The sequence below is a fragment of the Streptomyces adustus genome (assembly GCF_009377175.1).
Taxonomy (GTDB): Bacteria; Actinomycetota; Actinomycetes; order Streptomycetales; family Streptomycetaceae; genus Streptomyces; species Streptomyces adustus.
The window spans coordinates 1-18529 of the sequence record NZ_VJZD01000016.1 but is presented as its reverse complement, the minus strand read 5'-3'; the positions used below and the strand labels follow the sequence as shown (position 1 = coordinate 18529).

The 18529-nt window shown below is 70.4% G+C and carries 17 protein-coding genes; 10 read left to right on the top strand and 7 right to left on the bottom strand.

Annotated features, from left to right (window positions below; translation table 11 throughout):
* Positions 1-15 precede the first annotated feature (15 nt).
* From FNH09_RS06185 to FNH09_RS06165, 4 genes are all read left to right on the top strand, one after another.
* Positions 16-1005, top strand: coding sequence for an aldo/keto reductase (locus FNH09_RS06185; RefSeq protein ID WP_152885730.1), 990 nt, complete (start codon positions 16-18; stop codon positions 1003-1005).
* 211 nt (positions 1006-1216) lie between these two features.
* Positions 1217-2587: a COG1361 family protein gene (locus tag FNH09_RS06180; protein WP_152885729.1), complete on the top strand. Its 1371-nt coding sequence runs from the start codon at positions 1217-1219 to the stop codon at positions 2585-2587.
* A 151-nt stretch (positions 2588-2738) separates the two neighbouring features.
* Positions 2739-4250: a DUF4246 domain-containing protein gene (locus FNH09_RS06175; protein ID WP_152885728.1), complete on the top strand. Its 1512-nt coding sequence runs from the start codon at positions 2739-2741 to the stop codon at positions 4248-4250.
* A 444-nt stretch (positions 4251-4694) separates the two neighbouring features.
* Positions 4695-5540 (top strand): MOSC domain-containing protein, encoded by an 846-nt coding sequence (locus tag FNH09_RS06165; protein WP_152885726.1) that lies wholly within the window; start codon positions 4695-4697, stop codon positions 5538-5540.
* Between the two features lie 142 nt (positions 5541-5682).
* Here the strand turns inward: FNH09_RS06165 and FNH09_RS06160 are convergent, their stop codons facing one another.
* Both FNH09_RS06160 and FNH09_RS06155 read right to left on the bottom strand, forming a co-directional pair.
* The gene (locus FNH09_RS06160; protein WP_152885725.1) at positions 5683-7320 is read right to left on the bottom strand and encodes an MFS transporter; all 1638 of its coding nucleotides are present in this window, start codon (positions 7318-7320) and stop codon (positions 5683-5685) included.
* 211 nt (positions 7321-7531) lie between these two features.
* The gene (locus FNH09_RS06155; RefSeq protein WP_162468182.1) at positions 7532-8308 is read right to left on the bottom strand and encodes an IclR family transcriptional regulator domain-containing protein; all 777 of its coding nucleotides are present in this window, start codon (positions 8306-8308) and stop codon (positions 7532-7534) included.
* Positions 8309-8385: 77 nt separating this feature from the next.
* Here FNH09_RS06155 and FNH09_RS06150 point away from each other — a divergent pair, with 77 nt between their 5' ends.
* Complete coding sequence (locus FNH09_RS06150) at positions 8386-9546, top strand: cupin domain-containing protein (RefSeq protein WP_162468181.1); 1161 nt, start codon at positions 8386-8388, stop codon at positions 9544-9546.
* 36 nt (positions 9547-9582) lie between these two features.
* On the opposite strand, the gene FNH09_RS06145 is transcribed toward FNH09_RS06150, so the two are convergent.
* Positions 9583-10779 carry an RNA-guided endonuclease TnpB family protein gene (locus FNH09_RS06145; protein ID WP_162468180.1) on the bottom strand — a complete coding sequence of 399 codons (1197 nt, stop codon included), beginning with the start codon at positions 10777-10779 and terminating at the stop codon, positions 9583-9585.
* Between the two features lie 179 nt (positions 10780-10958).
* On the opposite strand from FNH09_RS06145, the gene FNH09_RS06140 reads away from it, so the two are divergent.
* The 4 genes from FNH09_RS06140 (at position 10959) to FNH09_RS06125 (ending at position 14482) form a co-directional block, all read left to right on the top strand.
* Complete coding sequence (locus FNH09_RS06140; protein ID WP_152885723.1) at positions 10959-11795, top strand: fumarylacetoacetate hydrolase family protein; 837 nt, start codon at positions 10959-10961, stop codon at positions 11793-11795.
* A complete protein-coding gene (locus FNH09_RS06135; protein WP_152885722.1) occupies positions 11792-12457 on the top strand; it encodes a maleylpyruvate isomerase N-terminal domain-containing protein in 666 nt (221 codons plus the stop codon). Before FNH09_RS06140 ends, FNH09_RS06135 begins: the two co-directional genes overlap by 4 nt.
* Positions 12458-12486: 29 nt before the next feature.
* Entirely contained in the window at positions 12487-13737 is a 1251-nt protein-coding gene (locus FNH09_RS06130; protein WP_162468188.1) for an FAD-dependent monooxygenase, read from the top strand.
* 136 nt (positions 13738-13873) lie between these two features.
* Positions 13874-14482 carry a TetR/AcrR family transcriptional regulator gene (locus FNH09_RS06125; RefSeq protein WP_152885720.1) on the top strand — a complete coding sequence of 203 codons (609 nt, stop codon included), beginning with the start codon at positions 13874-13876 and terminating at the stop codon, positions 14480-14482.
* Positions 14483-14507: 25 nt separating this feature from the next.
* Here the strand turns inward: FNH09_RS06125 and FNH09_RS06120 are convergent, their stop codons facing one another.
* From FNH09_RS06120 to FNH09_RS06105, 4 genes are read right to left on the bottom strand one after another with little or no spacing between them, the layout of a single operon-like run.
* Positions 14508-15428: a LysR family transcriptional regulator gene (locus FNH09_RS06120; protein ID WP_152885719.1), complete on the bottom strand. Its 921-nt coding sequence runs from the start codon at positions 15426-15428 to the stop codon at positions 14508-14510.
* Positions 15429-15438: 10 nt separating this feature from the next.
* Positions 15439-16581 (bottom strand): NAD(P)/FAD-dependent oxidoreductase, encoded by a 1143-nt coding sequence (locus tag FNH09_RS06115; RefSeq protein WP_152885718.1) that lies wholly within the window; start codon positions 16579-16581, stop codon positions 15439-15441.
* The gene (locus tag FNH09_RS06110; protein WP_152885717.1) at positions 16578-16766 is read right to left on the bottom strand and encodes a ferredoxin; all 189 of its coding nucleotides are present in this window, start codon (positions 16764-16766) and stop codon (positions 16578-16580) included. The genes FNH09_RS06115 and FNH09_RS06110 overlap by 4 nt, the downstream gene beginning before the upstream one ends.
* Positions 16763-17935, bottom strand: a complete 1173-nt coding sequence (locus tag FNH09_RS06105; RefSeq protein ID WP_152885716.1) for a cytochrome P450 — start codon at positions 17933-17935, stop codon at positions 16763-16765. The genes FNH09_RS06110 and FNH09_RS06105 overlap by 4 nt, the downstream gene beginning before the upstream one ends.
* A 245-nt stretch (positions 17936-18180) precedes the next feature.
* Here FNH09_RS06105 and FNH09_RS06100 point away from each other — a divergent pair.
* Positions 18181-18529 (top strand): phosphotriesterase family protein (locus FNH09_RS06100; protein ID WP_476691265.1); only part of this gene is annotated, 349 nt, incomplete at its 3' end.

Genomic DNA, 18529 nt, shown 5'->3' with positions numbered 1-18529 from the left:
GAGCTGGGAGTCGGCATGCAGAAGCGCAGTCTGCGGGACCTTGAGGTATCGGCCATCGGCTTGGGGTGCATGGGCATGTCCGCCTTCTACGGGTCCGCGGACCAGGAGGAGGGGATCGCGACCATCCGGCGTGCCCTCGACGTCGGGGTGAACTTCCTCGACACCGCTCAGATGTACGGGCCGCTGACGAACGAGTCGCTCGTCGGCGAGGCGATCCGGGGGCACCGCGACGCGTATGTGATCGCGACGAAGTTCAACTACCGGATGGACGACGCCGTACCCGGCGACATCAGCACGGTCGGCCCGCAGGACGGCTCGGCCGAGCATGCGCGGAGCTCGGTCGAAGGCTCCCTCCAGCGTCTGGGGACCGACCACATCGACCTGTACTACCAGCACCGGGTCGACCCGAACGTACCCATCGAGGAGACCGTCGGCGCGCTGGGCGAGCTGGTCGCCGAGGGCAAGGTGCGGTACATCGGCCTGAGCGAGGCGAGCGCGGAGACCATCCGGCGCGCGCACGCCGTGCACCCGGTCACCGCGGTGCAGAGCGAGTACTCGCTGTGGTCACGGGACGTCGAGGCCGAGGTACTGCCCGTCTGCCGTGAGCTGGGCATCGGCTTCGTGCCGTACTCGCCGCTCGGCCGCGGCTTCCTCGCCGGCCGGTTCAGCTCGCCGGACGAGCTGGACGCGAACGACTGGCGCCGCACGAACCCGCGCTTCCAGGACGCCAACCTGGAGGCGAACATGCGGCTGGCGGCCAAGGTGAAGGAGATCGCCGCCGAGAAGGAGGTGTCCCCGGCCCAGCTGGCCATCGCCTGGGTGCTGGCCCAGGGCGAGCACCTGGTGCCGATCCCGGGCACCAAGCGCCGCACCTACCTGGAGCAGAACGCCGCCGCGGTCGACATCGAACTGACCAAGGAGGACTTGGCCCGCATCGACGCGGAACTGCCCGAGGTGTCGGGTGAGCGCTACGACGAGGCAGGCATGCGATCCGTCAACCGGTAGACAGTGTCGGGCCGATCAGGTGACCGTCGCTTGATCCACTGATCAACTCGGCTTTCCCGTACGGGACATGGAGAGTGCGGACCAGGCCTGGACGGGAGGCCGGGTGGCCGGAAAACGCGGGCGCGGTGGGCTGCCCTGTCATGTGATGATCAAGCTGATGCGCCGGAGACGTCGGCGCATCAGTCACGTCACCACACCCTTGGGGGTAGCAATGAGCTTGTTCTCTGGTGGACGCCCGTTACGCCGCAGATCCGCCGCCGCCCTGGCGGTGGCGGCCGGTCTGCTGACGGCCGGCCTCGCCGCGCCCGCCTTCGCCGACGACGACCCGCCGCAGAGCGACCAGTTGTGGATCCACGAGCCGTACGAGCAGACGCTGCCGATCGGCACCGACGGCGGTCAGCCGCAGTCCCGCACGCTCGGTGTCGGCCTCTACCACGACAACCAGAACTTCACGGTGACCGACGGCAGGCTCACCGTCGACATCTCCGGCCTCACCGGGGTCGCCGAGGTGACCTGGCCCGACAACTGCACGCCGAACGGCACGACCGCGGTGTGCGACGTTCCCGTGGTGCCCGGACTGGGGGCCGACTACGAGGACCAGGTGATGCTGAAGGTGCGCGCGGCCGACGGCGCGGCGGTCGGCGCACACGGCACGATCGCCTACGAGGCGACGGCCACCGGCGGCCCCGACGGCACGCTCACCGCGCCGCACGCCAGCTTCGACACCACGCTCACCGTCGGATCCGGGCCCGACCTCGCCATCGCACCCGTCGCCGACATCAAGGACGGGCAGCCCGGCGACCTGCGGACGATCCCGTTGAAGATCACGAACAACGGGAACGAGAGCGCGAACGGGTTCACCGTCCAGCTGTACGCCTCGTACGGCCTGACGGACCTGACCCGGTACGACGCCTGCACCTACACCACGACGGACGGCACCGACTACGCACCCATGGCCAAGGTGGTCTGCACGTTCGACCAGGTGCTCGCGCCGGGCGACTCCTTCGAGCTGCCCGAACCACTGACGGTGCGACTCACCCCGCACGCGCTGAACGAGCGGCTCGACATCGATGTCGAGCCGGGCGGCGGCGCCCAGGACATCGACTCCCAAAACGACTACACGATCGTTCAGATCGCCGCGGCGAACACCGCGGACTTCTCCGTGACCGGTGACGCCATCACCGGTGCGGCGGGCGCGACGGCCACGGCCAAGCTGACCTTCAAGAACAACGGCCCGGCCTGGTTCGGCAACCTCGGCTCCGGCGACCCGGTCGCCAGGGTCCGGCTGATCGTGCCCCAGGGCACCACGGTCACCGGCGTGCCGTCCGACTGCATCCCGCGCACCCTCGACGGCGCCTCCTACCCGACTCGGACGGGCGCGCCGCGCTACGACTGCAAGCTGCCCTACTGGGTGCTGGAGAACGCCCAGAGCACGGTCGCGTTCTCGGTGCGCATCGACACGGTGGTGCCCGGCGCGACCGGTGCCGTGAGCATCCACCCCGCGTACGGCGAGTTCGGCCAGTGGCCCTTCGACTTCGACCCGAACCTCACGAACAACACGGCGCTCCTGACCGTCAACTGACGGACCGGGGGAGTTCGGAGCAGCTGTCCGATCGGCTGCTCCGAACGCACGCTCCAGAGCCGGGCCGACGGTGGCCGTCGTCGCGGCTGCGGTGTCAGTGCGCTGAAGTACGCTGCCAGCCACCGCACACCGATTCGAAGGATCAAGAGAATTGACCGGCCTGTCCGCTTTCCCGCTGCCCTTTCAAGCTTCCCGTTCCATATCGTTCGCTACGCCCAGAACGCTGCGGGAACTTCGGATGATGCAGTGCAGCGCCCATGTCCGGGCGAAGCCGGGGTGGTTCGACAAGATGAACGACGCCGACATCGTCGCCAGGTGGACGCAGGAAGCGGTCGCTCAGGGCCTCACCGAAGCGCAGGTCCGTTACGTGCTTGCCGAACTCGCGCATTACGCCGAGCTGCGGGACGGACGGACCGGCGTCGAGGTGTCCGCCGTCGACGGGGTGTGGCAGTCGGACACTCTGGTCGACGACGAGCTCCGATCCCGGCTCCGTGAGGCCGCGCGGGTGCTGGAACAGGTCCCCGAGGCGGAACAGGACTGGCATCCCGGATCCGACGGCCAGGTACTGGATCTGGTTCATCCCTCACTGTTCTGCCTGGTGAGAGAGGCGAGCGGCGCGCCGGAGCGGGCTTGGCGGAATCCGGCGGAGCGCTATTCGAGGTACGAGTTCTCGGAGAAGTTCCAGTGGCTGCCCACGGACGTCGACGTGAGTGACGACGGCGATGTCGTCTTCCGCTCGTACGTCAACAACGTCCACTCCGAGAGGCATCGGGAACTGGCCTCCGTCCTGCCGGACTTGTTCGCTCGTATGCGCCCGCTGTGGGAGAACGTGCTCACCGATCTGCGCCATCCGCGGCCGCTGCGGATCGAGGTCGACCCCTACGGGTGGTACGACTCGCAGCTGCCGGAGTATCCGGACAAGTCCTCCTACGGTGACAAGGAGGCCTACGCGGAAGCCGTCCGCGTGTGGGAGAAGGCTCAGGACGACTGGTGGGAAAACCGCCGCCCGACCATCCCGGACGCCCCGGAGTTCACCCCGCCCGCGTTGCCTGATGAATCCGCCCGGGTCGACCTGCGCGGTCGCGGTCTCCAGGTCATCGTCAAGCTCGCCACCATTCATCTCACCCCGGACAAGCCCGAGTACGCCGGCGGTTCCTGGCATGTCGAGGGGATGTTGAACGAGCGGATCGTCTCGACCGGCATCTACTACTGGGACAGCGAGAACATCACCGAGAGCCGGCTGAGTTTCAGGACGGCACTCGACGACCCGGAGTACGAACAGAGTGACGACGACGGCATGCGTGAGGTCTACGGCCTGGAGGACGCGGACGCGCTGAACCAGGTGCTGGGATCGGCGTCGACCCCGGCGGGCCGCTGCCTGGCGTTCCCGAACATCCTGCAACACCGCGTCGGTTCGTTCCGCCTCACGGATCCCGCCCGCCCGGGACACCGCAAGATTCTCGCGTTCTTCCTGGTCGACCCCTCGGAAAAGATCGTTTCGACCTCCGACGTGCCGCCGCAACAACCATGGTCCGACACCTCGACCATGACGCTCGAACAGGCGCAGAACTACCGCGAACAACTCATGCAGGAACGCAAGTTCTTCGTCGACGAACACAACGAGCAGCTCTACGAGCGGGAATTCTCCCTCTGCGAGCACTGAATGTCTCCTCTGTCCTGCACACGGTCCGGTCGCGACGGGTGTGGACGGTCCGGACGATGATGTCGACGCGGGGCGTGGAGCATCCGCCCCGCCGCAGCAGTCGCCAGGGCCGCGAGGACCGGTTGTCACAGGCGGGTCCCAGGGCCGGCACGGCGCTGACCGTCGAAGTCGGCGTTGCCGCGGAGCCGCCCCGTCCGCACACCGTCGAGAAGGACTGCCTTCCCCGTCCGTGCACGGTGTCCCCCACACCGGCCGTGGAATACCCGAACTGGGACCTGCCCCGGTACTCCCCATGTCCACCGTTACGACTGCTGAGCCGAACCCGGTTGGCGAGCCGTCGCCTTCCTGCGTGGACCGGGTGCGGAGTTCGCCGGACCACGCGCGGGTTCCGGACACATCAACAACCCTATGAATAGCGGTCCGTTCGCCAGCCATACTTGGTCCATGGGGACTGTGGCGGCGCTCTACCGCTATCCGGTGAAGTCGATGCTGGGCGAAGCCGTGAGCGACGTGGCGGTCACGGAAGCCGGGCTCTCGGGAGACCGGATCCACGCCGTGCTCGACGAGTCCGGCGCGGTGGGCAGCGCCAAGCACCCGCGCAAGTGGGGCGAGTTGCTGCGCTGTCGCAGCCGACTGGACGACTCCGGCACGGTCCGGGTCGTACTCCCGGACGGTACCGAACTGCCGGTGGAGGACCGTGAACTGGACCTGCGGTTGTCCAAGTTGCTCGGTCGGCAGGTGTCCTGCTCGGCCGTCGTACCGGAGCACGGCAGGCTGGAGCGCGCGGTGCCCGCGTACGAAGGCGGGGTGCCCGACACCATGCGCGCGTCGGCCTTCGTCGATGAAACAGGGGAGAGCATCACGACGGGCGGCGTCGCCCAGGGCACGTTCTTCGACTTCGGGCGGGTCCATCTCGTCACCACCGCGGCCCTGGCGCGGATGCGAGAGGTGTACCCGGGCGGAGACTTCGACCCTCGCCGCTTCCGGCCGAATCTGGTCGTGGACCCCGGTACGGGGCCGGGCTTCCCCGAGGACACCTGGGTGGGGTCACGGCTGCGCGTGGGGGAGGCGTTGTTCCGGGTCGTGGTGCCCACACCTCGCTGCGTGCTGCCCACGCTGGGCCACGACGAACTTCCCGCGGATCCCGCCATCATGCGCGCGGTCGCCCGCGAACACCGGGTACCGGTGTTCGGCCTGGGCCGGCTCTCCTGCCTGGGCGTCTACCTGGAAGTGCTGGAGGCGGGAACCGTCGAGCTGGGCGACACGATCACAGTGCAGGACGCCGCCTGATCGCCGTACCGACGCTCTACGGCTCTACGGCTCTGCCCCGACGGCCCGTTCGCCACCCGCAGGGCGGCGAACGGGCCGTGCCGGTCGACCGTCCCGGTGTCGTGGTGCAGGGGACGCGGAGGTCGGGGACGGTCGGGGTTGCTCAGGGTCGGGCGGCCTCGGCGACCGGTTCGGACTTCCCGTCCTGGCCGGGCGCGTCGGCCTCGTGCCCCGCTGTTCCGCGGGCGTGGCTGCCGATCATGCCGAAGGCGGTGAGTGCGGCGGCGACGGCGGCCGCGATGCCGCACACCCAGTACGCGGTGGAGAAGCCGCTGCCGAGGGCGTCGAGGGCCAGGCTGTGGGCGGCTGAACCCGGAACGGTGGGCGGCAGGCCATTGACGGCGAGGGGGCCGTCGGCCGCGGCGATCGCCTGTGCTGCCGCCGACTGAGCGGCCGGCAGGCCGGCGCCGGGCAGGTTCGCCGCGAACGTCGACCCCGCATGACTGAGGGCCACGGCGCCGACGACGACCGGGCCGAGGGCGAAGCCGAGGTCGCGCAGCATGTTGGTGGTGGCGCTGGCCATGCCCGCCAGGTTCGGGGGCACGCTGTTCAGCGCCACGGTCGTCACGGAGCTGACGGTCAGGGCGAAGCCGATGCCGATCAGCAGGGCGGGCGCCACGAACGCGCCGAGTCCCCGGTCGGTGACGTCGAGTCGGGTGAACAGCAGGCAGCCGGCCGCGAGCAGGACGAAGCCCGAGGTCAGCAGCCAGGACGCGGCGACCCGGTGCAGGAGTCGCGAGACGACCGGGATGAGGACGAACGCGGGTCCCTGGAGCAGGAGGAAGAGGATGCCGACCCGCATCGGGTCCTGATGCTGCACGGGACCCATCCACATGCTCGTCGTGAAGCAGGCGCCGAGGAAGGCGAGCATCCCGATGACCGCGACGACGGACGACACGGCGAACGGCCGGTTGAGGAACAGCCTCAGGTCGAAGATCGGGGACTCGGCCCCCAGCTCCACCACGACGAAGGCGGCGAGGAAGACCGCACCGAGGGCGAGGGAGAGCAGCACGGGCAGGGTGCTCCAGCCCGACTCCGGCCCCTCGACGGCGCCGTACAGCACCAGGATGAGGCCGATGGCGAAGGTGATCTGGCCGGGTACGTCGAATTTACGGCCCTCGGGCGCCGTCGACTCGGTGGCCAGCAGCAGGGTGAGCACCATGCTGACCAGGGCCAGTCCGACGAGCACCCAGAAGGAGCCGCGCCACGAGCCGACCTTGGCGAACATGCCGCCGACCAGGGGCGAGACGGCGGCGCCCGCGGACAGGAAGCCGCTCCAGACGGCCACCGCGTGCGCCCGCTGCCGCATGCCGCGGGTCAGGGCGGTGATCGCGGTGAGCGAGCCGGGGAACATGGCTCCGGCGCCCAGTCCGTTCAGCGCGGCGCCGATCCACAGCACCTGGACGGTCGGCGCGAGCGCGGCCACGGTGCTGCCCACGGCGACCAGGGCCGTGCCGCCCACGACGAGCCTTCGCCGTCCGAACAGGTCGCCGAGGACACCGAAGGTGAACTCGAAGCAGACCACGGCGATCATGAACGCCGCGGTGATCCAGGTCAGCTGGGATCCGTGGGTGCTCAGGTCCTCCTGGAAGAGTCCGAGCAGCGAGGCGGGCAGCGCGTTCGCGACCTGGGCCACGAAGACCGCCCCGCAGGCGGCAGCCAGTGTTCCCGCGTAGCCCGGCGTCCGGGCGGCCCCCGCGGTTGGGCCATGGGAGACAGGTGTCCCGTTGTTGAGCGTCATGTCTGGTCTCTCTGGCTGGGAAAAGAGGGGCGTCCCGTGACACGGGGAGCCCGAAGAGCATGAGGCGCTCGGCTCTGCGGCGCGGTGGGGGAGAGGCGCGACGTGAGTCGGGCGTGATGTCGTGGAGAATGACATTCGCTTTACGTCGCGTCAATGATGTGTGCGAGAGAGAAAGAAAATAGATCTGATGGAAGCGTGACGGCTCGGGTGTTCAGCTCTGATGGAGAAAGTCCCGCTCCAGCGCGTGCGCCGCGCCTTCCAGGGACTTGACCAGCGGCTGGAGCTGATGCGGGTCGTAGCGCACGCTGGGCATCGAGACGGAGAGTCCGGCCAGTGCGGTGCCGTCCTCGTCGCGTACGGGGACACCGACGGCGACGAGTCCGCGCTCGGACCGCTCCCTGTTGACGGCGAAGCCGTTGCGGCGCAGGCGCCTCAGCTCCGCCCGCAGCCGCGCGAGGTCGGGGCGGTCGGACGGGCGATCCCGGTAGCGCTCGGGGGCGTAGGCCTTCTCCAGCTCCTCCTCGTCCAGCTCGGCGAGCAGGAGCAGACCCGCCGTGGTGCGGTGTGCCGGGAACACCATGCCCTCCCGCGAACCGACCCGAAGGGCCTGCCGGCACTCGACGCTGGCGATGAACCGGACGGTGTCCCCGGTGCGCACGATCAGGTTCGTGGTCTCGCCGACGAGATCGACGACCCGGTGCAGATGGGGCAGAGCCGTCGCCCGCAGCCGGGACACGAGAGACTGGGAGTGCGCGGCCAGCTCCAGTACCGGGCCCGCGCGATAGACGCGGTCCTCGCCGCGCACGGCGAAGTCCCGGTAGACGAGCATCGCCAGAATCCGGTGAGCCGTCGACCTCGCGACCCCCAGACGCTCGGCGAGCTGCGCCACCGTCGCGTCGCCCTCCATCTGCAGGATGGTCGCCGCCCGCAGCGCATGGTCCACGCTGGCGATGGGATAGGGCGGCGGCGTCTTGAGCTCCTTGTCCACGGTGATCCTCCATGCTCCACTGTTCTGCTCTCCAGAATCCATATGCTCCTACAGCAGACACCCGGCACGCTGAAACAGTGACCGAGTCCTCCACCACCCAAGACCACGCTCCGGGTTCCCCGGTCCGGCTGCACGCCGTCGCCGCCCACGGACAGCCCGACGTCACCCCGGCGCTCGAAGAGCTCTACCGGGGCTTCGAGCAGGAACTCCTCGTCCCGCTGTGGACCGAGATCGGCGACCTGATGCCCGCCCACCCGCGCTCGCGCGCCGTGCCGCACGTATGGCGCTGGGAGCGGCTGCGGGAGCTCGCCGCGCAGGCGGGCGACCTGGTTCCGGTCGGCCGCGGCGGCGAGCGCCGGGCCATCGCGCTGGCCAACCCCTCCCTCGGCGGCAGGCCCTTCGCCACGCCGACGCTGTGGGCGGCCATCCAGTACCTCATGCCCGGCGAGGACGCGCCCGAGCACCGGCACACCCAGCACGCCTTCCGCTTCGTCGTCGAGGGCTCCGGCGTGTGGACCGTCGTCGGCGGCGACCCCGTGCCCATGAACCGCGGCGACTTCCTGCCGCAGGCCGGCTGGAACTGGCACGCCCACCACAACGCCACCGACGAGCCCATGGCGTGGATCGACGGCCTGGACATCCCGTTCCAGTACGCCACCGAGGCGCAGTTCTTCGAGTTCGGCCGCGACGAGATCACCGAGGCCGAACGGACCACACCGAGCCGATCCCGCTCCGAGCGGCTGTGGGGCCACCCGGGCCTGCGCCCCCTCGCGGCCGCCCCCGCCACCCCGGGCAGCCCGCTGCTGTCCTACAAATGGGAGCACACCGACGCGGCGCTGCGCGACCAACTCCTGCTGGAGAAGGAGGGCTTCGGCGGCACGGTCGAGCCCGGCCACGCCGCTGTGCGCTACACCAACCCGCACGACGGCAGTGACGTCCTGCCGACCATCCGCGCCGAGTTCCACCGCGTGGCCCGGGGCGCCGAGACCGCGCCGGTGCGCGAGACCGGCTCCTCCGTCTACCAGGTCTTCGACGGCTCCGGCACCGTCGCCGTCGGCGAGAGGTCCTGGTCGGTGACGCGGGGCGACCTGTTCGTCGTCCCGTCCTGGGAGCCGTTCTCCGCCCGGTCCGAAGCCGGCCGCACCGACTCCGACTCCGCGGGCCTCGACCTGTTCCGCTTCTCCGACGCGCCCGTCTTCGAGGCGCTCAAGCTCGACCGCACCCAGAAGGACGCCTGACCCTTGGCTTCCGCCCGCTCCTGAAGGAGGGGATTCCTACGGCTCGTGCCGCAGGGGTTTCTGCTTCATCGCCGACTGCCCGCCCGGAGTACCCCGTTGAGGACTTACACCAGCTCCACAGACAGATGCCGTCAGCCCGACGGCCAGAAGGTTCTTCGCCGCGTTCACGTCCCGGTCATGGGTCACCCCGCAGCCACATGTCCAGGTACGGACATGCAGCGGCATCCTGTTCTGCAGGCTGCCGCAGGTGGAGCAGAGTTTGGAGGAGGGGAACCAGCGGTCGACCACGATCACTTCGCGGCCGTACCAGCGAGCCTTGTACTCCAGCATGCTTCGCAACTCGCTCCACGCCACGTCACTAATGGCCCGGGCGAGGTTGTGGTTCTTCAGCAGGTTGCGGACGGTGAGGTCCTCGATCACGATCGTTTGATTTTCACGAACGAGCCGAGTGGTGAGCTTGTGCAGGTGATCGCGCCTGCGGTCGGCGATGCGTGCATGAACTTTGGCGACCTTCCGGCGAGCCTTAGCCCGGTTCGCGCCGTCACCTGTGACCTTGCGGGCGAGGTTGCGCTGGGCCTTCGCGAGCCGGGCCCGGTCACGCCGTTCGTGTTGGGGGTTGGCGATCTTCTCCCCGGTCGAGAGGGTCAGCAGGTGGCCGAGTCCGACGTCCACACCTACTGTCCGCTCCGTGGCAGGCATCGACCCGACGGACGCGTCCTCGCACAGCAGGGACACGAACCACCGGCCTGCACAGTCCTGAGAGACGGTCACCGTGGACGGCGACGCACCCTCGGGCAGCGGCCGGGACCACGCGATGTCCAGCGGCTCCGCCATTTTCGCCAGGGTCAGCTGCTTGCCGCGGAACCGGAACGCGCTGGCGGTGTACTCCGCCGACTTCCGCGACTTCTTCCGCGACTTGAAGCGCGGATACCTGGCCCGCTTGGCGAAGAAGTGGGTGAACGCCACCTGGAGGTGACGCAGGGCCTGCTGAAGCGGTACCGAGGAGACGTCGTTGAGGTAGGCGAGTTCCCCGGTCTTCTTCCAGGCCGTCAGCATCGCCGACGTCTGGTTGTAGGTCACCCGCTCCTGCCGCGTCCATGCCTCGGTACGTGCCGTGAGAGCCAGGTTGTAGACCTTCCGCACACAGCCGAACGTGCGCAACAGCTCCGCTGCCTGCGCATCGGTCGGATAGAAGCGGTACTTGAATGCCCGCTTCACGGAGGGGTCCGTCACCGCTCACACATTACCGCCTCAATTCGTGCCCTGTTGACAGGAATTGGGGACTGGAACGGTTCACCTTGGAGGCGAACCGGTTTGCCTTGCCCTGCTCTGCAGGGGTTTCGCTTCTCCCCGCAAGCGGGAGGCACTCTCACCCTGTCCCACGGGACGGGGCATCCACGAAAAGGACTCTCATGAAGCTCGCCACCCTCCGCACCGCCGACGGTACCCGGGCGGTCCGCCTCGACGGCGACGTCCTCGTCGACCTCGGCCACTCCGATCTCGGCGAGCTGTTCGCCCAGCCGGACTGGAAGGCGAAGGCGCAGGCCAAGTCGGCCGTTTCCGGGGTCACTTACCCGGTCGACGGCGCGGACTTCGCGCCGGTCGTCCCCAACCCCTCCAAGGTCGTCTGCGTCGGCCACAACTACACCAACCACATCAAGGAGATGGGCCGGGACCTGCCCGCCCATCCCACGCTCTTCCCGAAGTTCGCCGACACCCTGCTGGGCGCGAACGACGACCTCGTCAAGCCCGCCGAGACCGACGCGCTCGACTGGGAGGTCGAACTCGCCGTCGTCATCGGCAAGCAGGTGCGCCGCGCCGACGAGCAGCAGGCGGCCGACGCCATCGCGGGCTTCACCGTCATGAACGACATCTCGGTGCGCGACTGGCAGTTCCGCACCATCGAATGGACCCAGGGCAAGATCTGGGAGGCCACCACCCCGGTCGGCCCCTACGTCGTCACCCCCGACGAGGTCGGCGGAACCCGCCCCGCCCTCCAGGTGACGACGACCGTCGACGGCCGGGTCATGCAGCAGGACGACACCGGCACGCTGCTGTTCGACCCGGTCTTCCTGGTGCAGTACATCTCCACCGTCATCACCCTGCGCCCCGGAGACATCATCGCCACCGGCACCCCGGCCGGCGTCGGCAACGCCCGCGACCCCAAGGTCTTCCTGCTGCCCGGCCAGACCGTGGTCACCGAGATCACCGGCCTGGGCGCCTGCACCAACAAGGTGATCGAGGCATGACGACCCCCACGCGGACCACCGGTACGCGGACCACTCCCACGCGGTCCCTCGCCGACGCGCGCGCCTGGGCCCGCACCGGCACCGAGCTGATGCTCGATGCGGTCGCGGGCCTCGACGAGGACGGCTTCGCGGCTGCCAGCGCGCTGCCCGGCTGGACACGGAAGCACCTCGCCGCACACGTCGCGGCCAACGCCGACGCCCTGGGCAACCTCGTGCACTGGGCGGCCACCGGCGAGAAGACGCCGATGTACGCCTCCGCCGAGGAGCGCGCCGCGGGCATCGCCCGCGGGCCCGCCCTGTCGGCCGACGAGCTGCGTTCCTGGCTGACCGAGTCCGAGCAGCGCCTGGCCGAGGGACTGCACCGGCTCACCGACGAGCAGTGGCGGCATGAGGTCGTCACCGCCCAGGGCCGTACCGTTCCCGCCACCGAGCTGCCGTGGATGCGCGCCCGCGAGGCGTGCGTCCACGCCGTCGACCTTCGCACCGGCGTCGTCACCTTCGCCGACCTGCCGAAGGGCTTCCTGGCCGCTCTGGTCGAAGAGATCCGTGCCAAGCGGCAGCTGACCGCGCTGCCCGACGGCCCGCTGCCCGAGGTCGCCGCCTGGCTGGCCGGCCGCCCCCACACGCTTGCCGACGCCCCCGAGCTCGGCCCGTGGCTCTGAGGAGTGAACCCCCCATGTCCCATCCTGATGTGATCGTCGTCGGCGGCGGCATCGGCGGCCTCGGCGCGGCGTTCTCGCTGACCCGCCAGGGCCTCGCCGTCCGCCTGCTGGAGAGCGCCCCCGCCTTCGGCGAGGTCGGCGCCGGCATCCAGCTCGCCCCCAACTGCACCCGCATCCTCGACGACTACGGCCTCCTCCAGGAGGCCAAGAGCCTCGGCGTCGTCCCGGACGCGATGATCATGCGCGACGCCGTCGACGGCGACGAACTGACCCGGCTCGACCTGCGGGACCTGGAGCGGCGCTACGGCTTCCCGTACCTGGTCATCCACCGCAGCGACCTGCACGGCCTGCTGCTGCGCGCCTGCGGGCGAGCCGGAGTCGAGCTGATCAACGACGCGCAGGTGACCTCGTACGAGAACACCGCCGTCGGCGCCCGGGTGACCCTGGCCTCCGGCCGGACGCACGAGGCCGGTGTGGTGATCGCGGCCGACGGCCTGCACTCCGTCGCCCGCAGGCTGCTCGTCGACGACCGGCCCGTCTCCTCCGCCTACGTCGCCTACCGGGGCACGGTCCCCGCCGACCGTGAGCGGGTGAAGTCCGTGGACCTCGGCGAGGTCGTGGTGTACATCGGCCCCGGCTGCCACTTCGTCCACTACGGCCTGCGCGGCGGCGAGATGCTCAACCAGGTCGCGGTCTTCGAGTCGCCCAAGGCGCTGGCCGGCCGGGAGGACTGGGGCACCCCGGACGAGCTCGACGCCGCCTTCGCCGACACCTGCGACTTCGTACGCGACGGTCTGCCGTTCATGTGGCGGGACAAGTGGTGGCGGATGTTCGACCGCGACCCGATCATGAACTGGGTGCACGGCCGGATCGCCCTGCTCGGCGACTCCGCGCACCCGCCGCTCCAGTACATCGCGCAGGGCGCGATCATGGCGATCGAGGACGGGTGGGTCCTCGGTGAGCACGTCGCCCGCCATCGCGCCGCCGACGGCACCCCGGACTGGGACGCCGCGCTCGCCGCGTACGAGTCCGTGCGTCCCGAGCACTGCCGCCGGGTGGTGACCACCTCCCGCGCGTGGGGCGAGCTGTGGCACCTCGACGGCGTCCCCCGCGAGCAGCGCAACGCCCTGCTGCGTGCCCGTGCCACCGCCGACTACTCCTTCGTGGACTGGCTGTACGGCCCGACCGCGCTGACCCCGGACCAGGAACCGCCGATGTTCGAGCCGATCCCGCTGTCCTCCGCGATCCCGCGGACGGCCGCCCAGGGCACGGCGGCGTGAGCGACGCCTGCCGGTGATCCGGCGCGGCCGGCCGCACCGCCGCCCGCGCTTTACAGCCCGACAGCGATCCATGCGGCACGTCCGTCCGAGGGTCGCTGTGTACGGACGGTGTGCGCCGACGCGCTAGGATCCCGGCATGGCGAACCTTCGACAGGCGCAGAAGCAGATGACGCGCCGCCTGCTGCTGGAGTCCGGGCTCGAACTGTTCACCACGAAGGGGTACGCCGCCACCAAGGTCGACGACATCGCGACCGCCGCGGGCACCACCCGGGTGACCTTCTACGCGTACTTCCCCTCCCGCAGCGATCTGATGAAGGCGCTCATCGACGAGCGGCTCAACGAGGCGCTCCAGCGCGTGCGTTCGCCCGAGCACGGTTCCACGGCGCAGGACCTGGTCGCGACCGTGGCCGCGGGCACGCCGGAGGCGATCGGCGGCTGGCTGCGGCGTACCGCCGACAGCTGGCCGGAGATCCGGCCGATCATCCGGGTGGGCCGGGACGCCGCGGCGGTCGATCCGGAGCTGCGCGACCTGGTGGAGCGGTGGCTGGAGGAGGCCATCAGCGACATCGAGGACGGGCTGACGGCGGCCGGGCGCCTCGCGCCCCACCAGCGCCGTTTCCGGGGGGTGTTGGCGATGGCCGAGCTGGACTACGTCGCCCAGCACTGGGGCGACGCCGACTGGAAGGTCACCCGCGAGCAGATGCTCGAAGAGCTGAGCGCCAGCTGGGTGCGGCTGCTGACCTGACCGCCACGGGCGGGCACCCCTCCGCTCACCGCTCGACGGCGGCGTCGTACAGCAGAGTGCGCAGCCAGGCGACGAAGTGGCGGTCGTTCAGGCGCGGGTTCCACACCATGTCGATGCCGAGGCCGGGCAGCGGGAACGGGAACTCCTCGATCCGCAGGTCGGCGAGGGTGCGCATGGTGGCGGCGACCCGGTACCGCAGCAGGGCGACACCTCCGGCGCGGGCCACGTGGAAGGGCACCAGCAGGAAGTCGGAGATCCACAGCCCGACGCGGTAGGGGATGCCCTCGTCCTCCAGCACCGAGTACGGGAAGACCCGCCGGTCGGTGTCGACGACGACGTGCGGTTCGGTGGTGAGCAGGTCGAGCGCGCCGGCCTGAGGCGGGGTGTCCGGCGCGGCCACCACCACGCACCGGTCGTCGTAGAGCCTTTCGCGCGGATATGGCGAGGAGTGTCCCTCGGAGATCAGGACGACGTCGACGCCCCCTTCGGTGAAGGTGGCCTCGGTCGGCACGGTGATGGTGCGCACCCGCAGGGTGGCGTGCGGCGCGCGCTCGGCGACGAGCCGGGTCAGCCGGGGGCCGACGACGAACGCCGTGCTGTTCGTCATGGCGACGGTGATGACCCGCTGGTCCGTCGCGGGGTCGAAGGAGGGGAAGTCGACGATCTGCGCCGCCTGTTGCAGCGTTCCGCGCAGTGGCGCGATCAGCTCCAGGGCCCGCGGGGTGAGCGTGACGCCGCTGCCCTGCCGCACGACGAGGTCGTCACCCAGCAGGCGCCGCATTCGGGTCAGGGCGTGGCTCATGGCGGGCTGCGACAGCCCGACCCGCTCCGCCGCCTTCGTCACCGACCGTTCCTCCAGCAGCGCGAGAAGAGGCACCAGCAGGTTGAGATTGACCGACGCCAGCCGGTCCAGTCCCGACGCCGTGGTGCCTTCCTCGCTGCTCATGGCGCTCACCCTATGCGGGTGCCCGGGTCAGGCGGCGCAGCCGGGGGACGGGGATGCGGTGGTCGAGCGCGACGGCGGTGGTGCTGCCGTCCTCCTGCCGCCAGGTCATCAGGGCCGGGCCGCCGCCGGGTTCCCCGTCCGCGTACACCGGCTCCCCGGCCGCCGGCAGCTGTCCGACCGCTTTGAGGGTCCGCCCGAACTGCTCGGTCCAGAAGTACGGCTGGAACGCGAGCGGCGGGGCGTCGTCGCCGTGGACGAGCGCCCGCGCGGCGGCCTTCGCCTGGTCGATGGCGCTGCTCCACAGCGGGATCCGGCGCGGCCCCTGTGGGGTGGGGAAGGCGGCGAGGTCCCCGACCGCCGCGACGCCCGGCCGGGCCAGGCCCCGCGCGTCGACCGGGACGGCGCCGTTCACGACGAGCCCGGTGCCGGTGAGCCACTCGGTGTTCGGGAGGTCACCGACCGCGGTGAGCAGGACCTCCGCGCGCAGCACCGTGCCGTCGTCGAGCGTAACGCGGGCGTCGCCGGGTCGCCCCTCGATCCGGGCCGGACCGCCTTGGACCACGGTGAGCCCGTGCTCGCGGGCGGCGGCGGTGAAGATCTGGGCGAGGTGGAGACCGAGCTGGACGGCCAGCGGCGGCCCCTGCGAGACGAGGGTGACCGGGCAGCCGGCGGCCAGGCACCCCGAGGCGATCTCCATGCCGAGCGGGCCGCCGCCGACGACGAGGACGGAGGGTCGCTTCGCCAGGCGGCGGCGCAGCGCCAGCGCGTCGTCGAGCCCGCGCAGGGTGACCTCGTCGGGCAGCTCGGACAGGCGTCGCGCCCGGGAGCCGGTGGCGAGGACGACGCCGTCGTACGGCAGGGCGGTGCCGTCGTCGAGCGTGACGCGCCGTCGGTCGGGGTCGAGCCCGGTCGCGCGCACGCCGAGGAGTTCGCTCGCCCCGTGCGAGGCCGGGGGCAGCGTGTGCGAGGTGAGGTCGTCGCCGTCGAGGAGCAGCGCCTTCGACAGGGCGGGCCGGCTGTAGGCGGGGTGGGGCTCGTCGCCGACGACGGTCAGCTCGCCGTCGAATCCGGCCTCGCGCAGCGTGTGGGCGGCGGTGAGTCCGGCGATGCCGTTGCCCACGACGACGACACGTTTCAGGGCGGGCGTGCTCATTCGACCCTCAGTGCGGCGACCGGGCAAACCCGCGCGGCGGCCTGGGCGAGCGCGGCGTCGCCCCCGTCGACCTGCTCGCGGTCGAGCACCAGCTCGCCCTCGTCGTCGAGGTGCATGAGCTGCGGAGCGGCCTCCTCGCACAGGCCGTGCCCCTCGCAGCGGGGGCGGTCGAGAACGATCCTCATGCGGGGACGACCTCCAGGACGGGGAGCTCTTCGATGCTCCGGGTGATGTTGCTCGGGACGCGGACCTCGGGTCCGACGACGAGGCGCCTGACGCGCCGGGCCAGCGCCTCGATCACGGCGTGGGCCTCCAGACGGGCGAGCCCTTGGCCCGCGCAGCCGTGCGGGCCGTAGCCGAAGGACAGGTGGTCGACGGGGTTGCGTCCGACCAGGAAGGCGTCGGGGTTGTCGTAGTGCCGGGGGTCGCGGTTGCCCGCGCCGAGCAGCACCGCGATCTGGGCGCCCTGCGGGACGACGGCGCCCTCGATCTCGACGTCACGGGTGGTGATGCGGCCCCAGACGTTGACGGGGGGCCAGTACCGCAGTGATTCGTTGAACGCCGCCGGTATCAGGGCGGATTCGGCGCGGACCTGGTCGAGCTGGTCGGGGTGTGCGGCGAAGAGGGCGACGAGGTTGCCGATGGCGGCGACGGTCGTGTCGACGCCGGCGCCGAGGTACTGGTGGATGATGTGGCCGGCGGTGCCCGCGGGGATGGCGCCGCGAGCCTCGGCGTCGAAGATCGCGCGGCCGACGGAGCCCTCGGCCAGGTCGTCGGCGCCGACCTCGGAGCACCAGGCGTACAGCTCGCCGGCGATGGGGAAGTTCTCGGCCGTGCGCTGGTTCATCGGGCCGATGACCTGCATGGCGGCCTGGCCCCAGCGCAGCATGTTCTCGCGCACGCGGCCGGTGAAACCGATGAGGTCGGCGACGACCTCCAGCGGGAAGGCGCGGGCGAGGGCGTCGACGGCTTCGAATGAGCCCTGCTCGACGAGCTCGGCGACCAGGGAGTCGGCCTTCGCCTCGATCCGGCCCTTCAGTCCGCGCAGCGCGCGGGGCGAGAGGTTCTCGGTGAGGGTGGCGCGCAGCTGGGTGTGCACCGGTGGGTCGGAGGCCAGCGAGGTGCCGGTCAGGGCCTGGTTGGCGGCCGGGTTGAACGCGATCGAGGTCGAGGAGAACGACTCCCAGTCGCCGAGGGCCGCGCGGATGGCGTCGTACCGCGTCAGCGCGTAGACGTCGTTCTTCGGCAGGTGGACCACGGGGCCGAGTTCCCGCAGCTCCGCGTGGACGGGGTGGGGGTCGAGGAGGACGTCGTCGGCGAAGAGGTCGACGTCGGAGGTGGGCGGTGTGCTCATGCCCTCAGTCAAAGTGGCCCGCGTCGCATTCATCAAATGAATGATTGACATGGTCTCACATGAATCTCATGCATGTGGATCCCCGGTCCGGGTCCTTCCGTGCTCCGATCTCCCGCCTTCACGCAACTACACGAGCAAAATATATTCGTGATGTTCGTTTCGTTGACGTCATGTAAAGCGAATGGTTAGCGTGACGACAGCCACAGGGTGCACCGCCGCACCCGCACCGCAGACGTGAGGCAGTCATGAGCCTGAACAGCAACACCGTCAACACCGTCCTGGGCCCGGTGCCGGCCGGGGAGTTGGGCGTCGTCTCGGTCCACGAAGCGCTGCTGTCGGTGCTGCCGGGCGCGGAACACGCCTTCGACATCACCCTCGACCGCGCCGAGATCTTCGAGACGCTCGCCGGCAAGCTGCGGGACTTCCGTGCCCACGGCGGCGGCACGATCGTCGACAGCACCGGCATGTTCCACGGCCGCGACGTCCGGCTGTACGAGGCGCTGTCCCGTACGACCGGTGTGCACATCGTCGCCTCGACCGGCCAGGGACCCGAGGAACTGCTGGGCGGCTACTTCCTCACCCCGCAGACCGACC

Excerpts from the sequence above, each read along its gene's own strand:
- FNH09_RS06185 (WP_152885730.1), top strand. The coding sequence starts at position 16 with ATGCAGAAGCGCAGTCTGCGGGACCTTGAGGTATCGGCCATCGGCTTG.
- FNH09_RS06180 (WP_152885729.1), top strand. The coding sequence starts at position 1,217 with ATGAGCTTGTTCTCTGGTGGACGCCCGTTACGCCGCAGATCCGCCGCC.
- FNH09_RS06165 (WP_152885726.1), top strand. The coding sequence starts at position 4,695 with ATGGGGACTGTGGCGGCGCTCTACCGCTATCCGGTGAAGTCGATGCTG.
- FNH09_RS06160 (WP_152885725.1), bottom strand. The coding sequence starts at position 7,320 with ATGACGCTCAACAACGGGACACCTGTCTCCCATGGCCCAACCGCGGGG.
- FNH09_RS06140 (WP_152885723.1), top strand. The coding sequence starts at position 10,959 with ATGAAGCTCGCCACCCTCCGCACCGCCGACGGTACCCGGGCGGTCCGC.
- FNH09_RS06135 (WP_152885722.1), top strand. The coding sequence starts at position 11,792 with ATGACGACCCCCACGCGGACCACCGGTACGCGGACCACTCCCACGCGG.
- FNH09_RS06125 (WP_152885720.1), top strand. The coding sequence starts at position 13,874 with ATGGCGAACCTTCGACAGGCGCAGAAGCAGATGACGCGCCGCCTGCTG.
- FNH09_RS06120 (WP_152885719.1), bottom strand. The coding sequence starts at position 15,428 with ATGAGCAGCGAGGAAGGCACCACGGCGTCGGGACTGGACCGGCTGGCG.
- FNH09_RS06115 (WP_152885718.1), bottom strand. The coding sequence starts at position 16,581 with ATGAGCACGCCCGCCCTGAAACGTGTCGTCGTCGTGGGCAACGGCATC.
- FNH09_RS06110 (WP_152885717.1), bottom strand. The coding sequence starts at position 16,766 with ATGAGGATCGTTCTCGACCGCCCCCGCTGCGAGGGGCACGGCCTGTGC.
- FNH09_RS06105 (WP_152885716.1), bottom strand. The coding sequence starts at position 17,935 with ATGAGCACACCGCCCACCTCCGACGTCGACCTCTTCGCCGACGACGTC.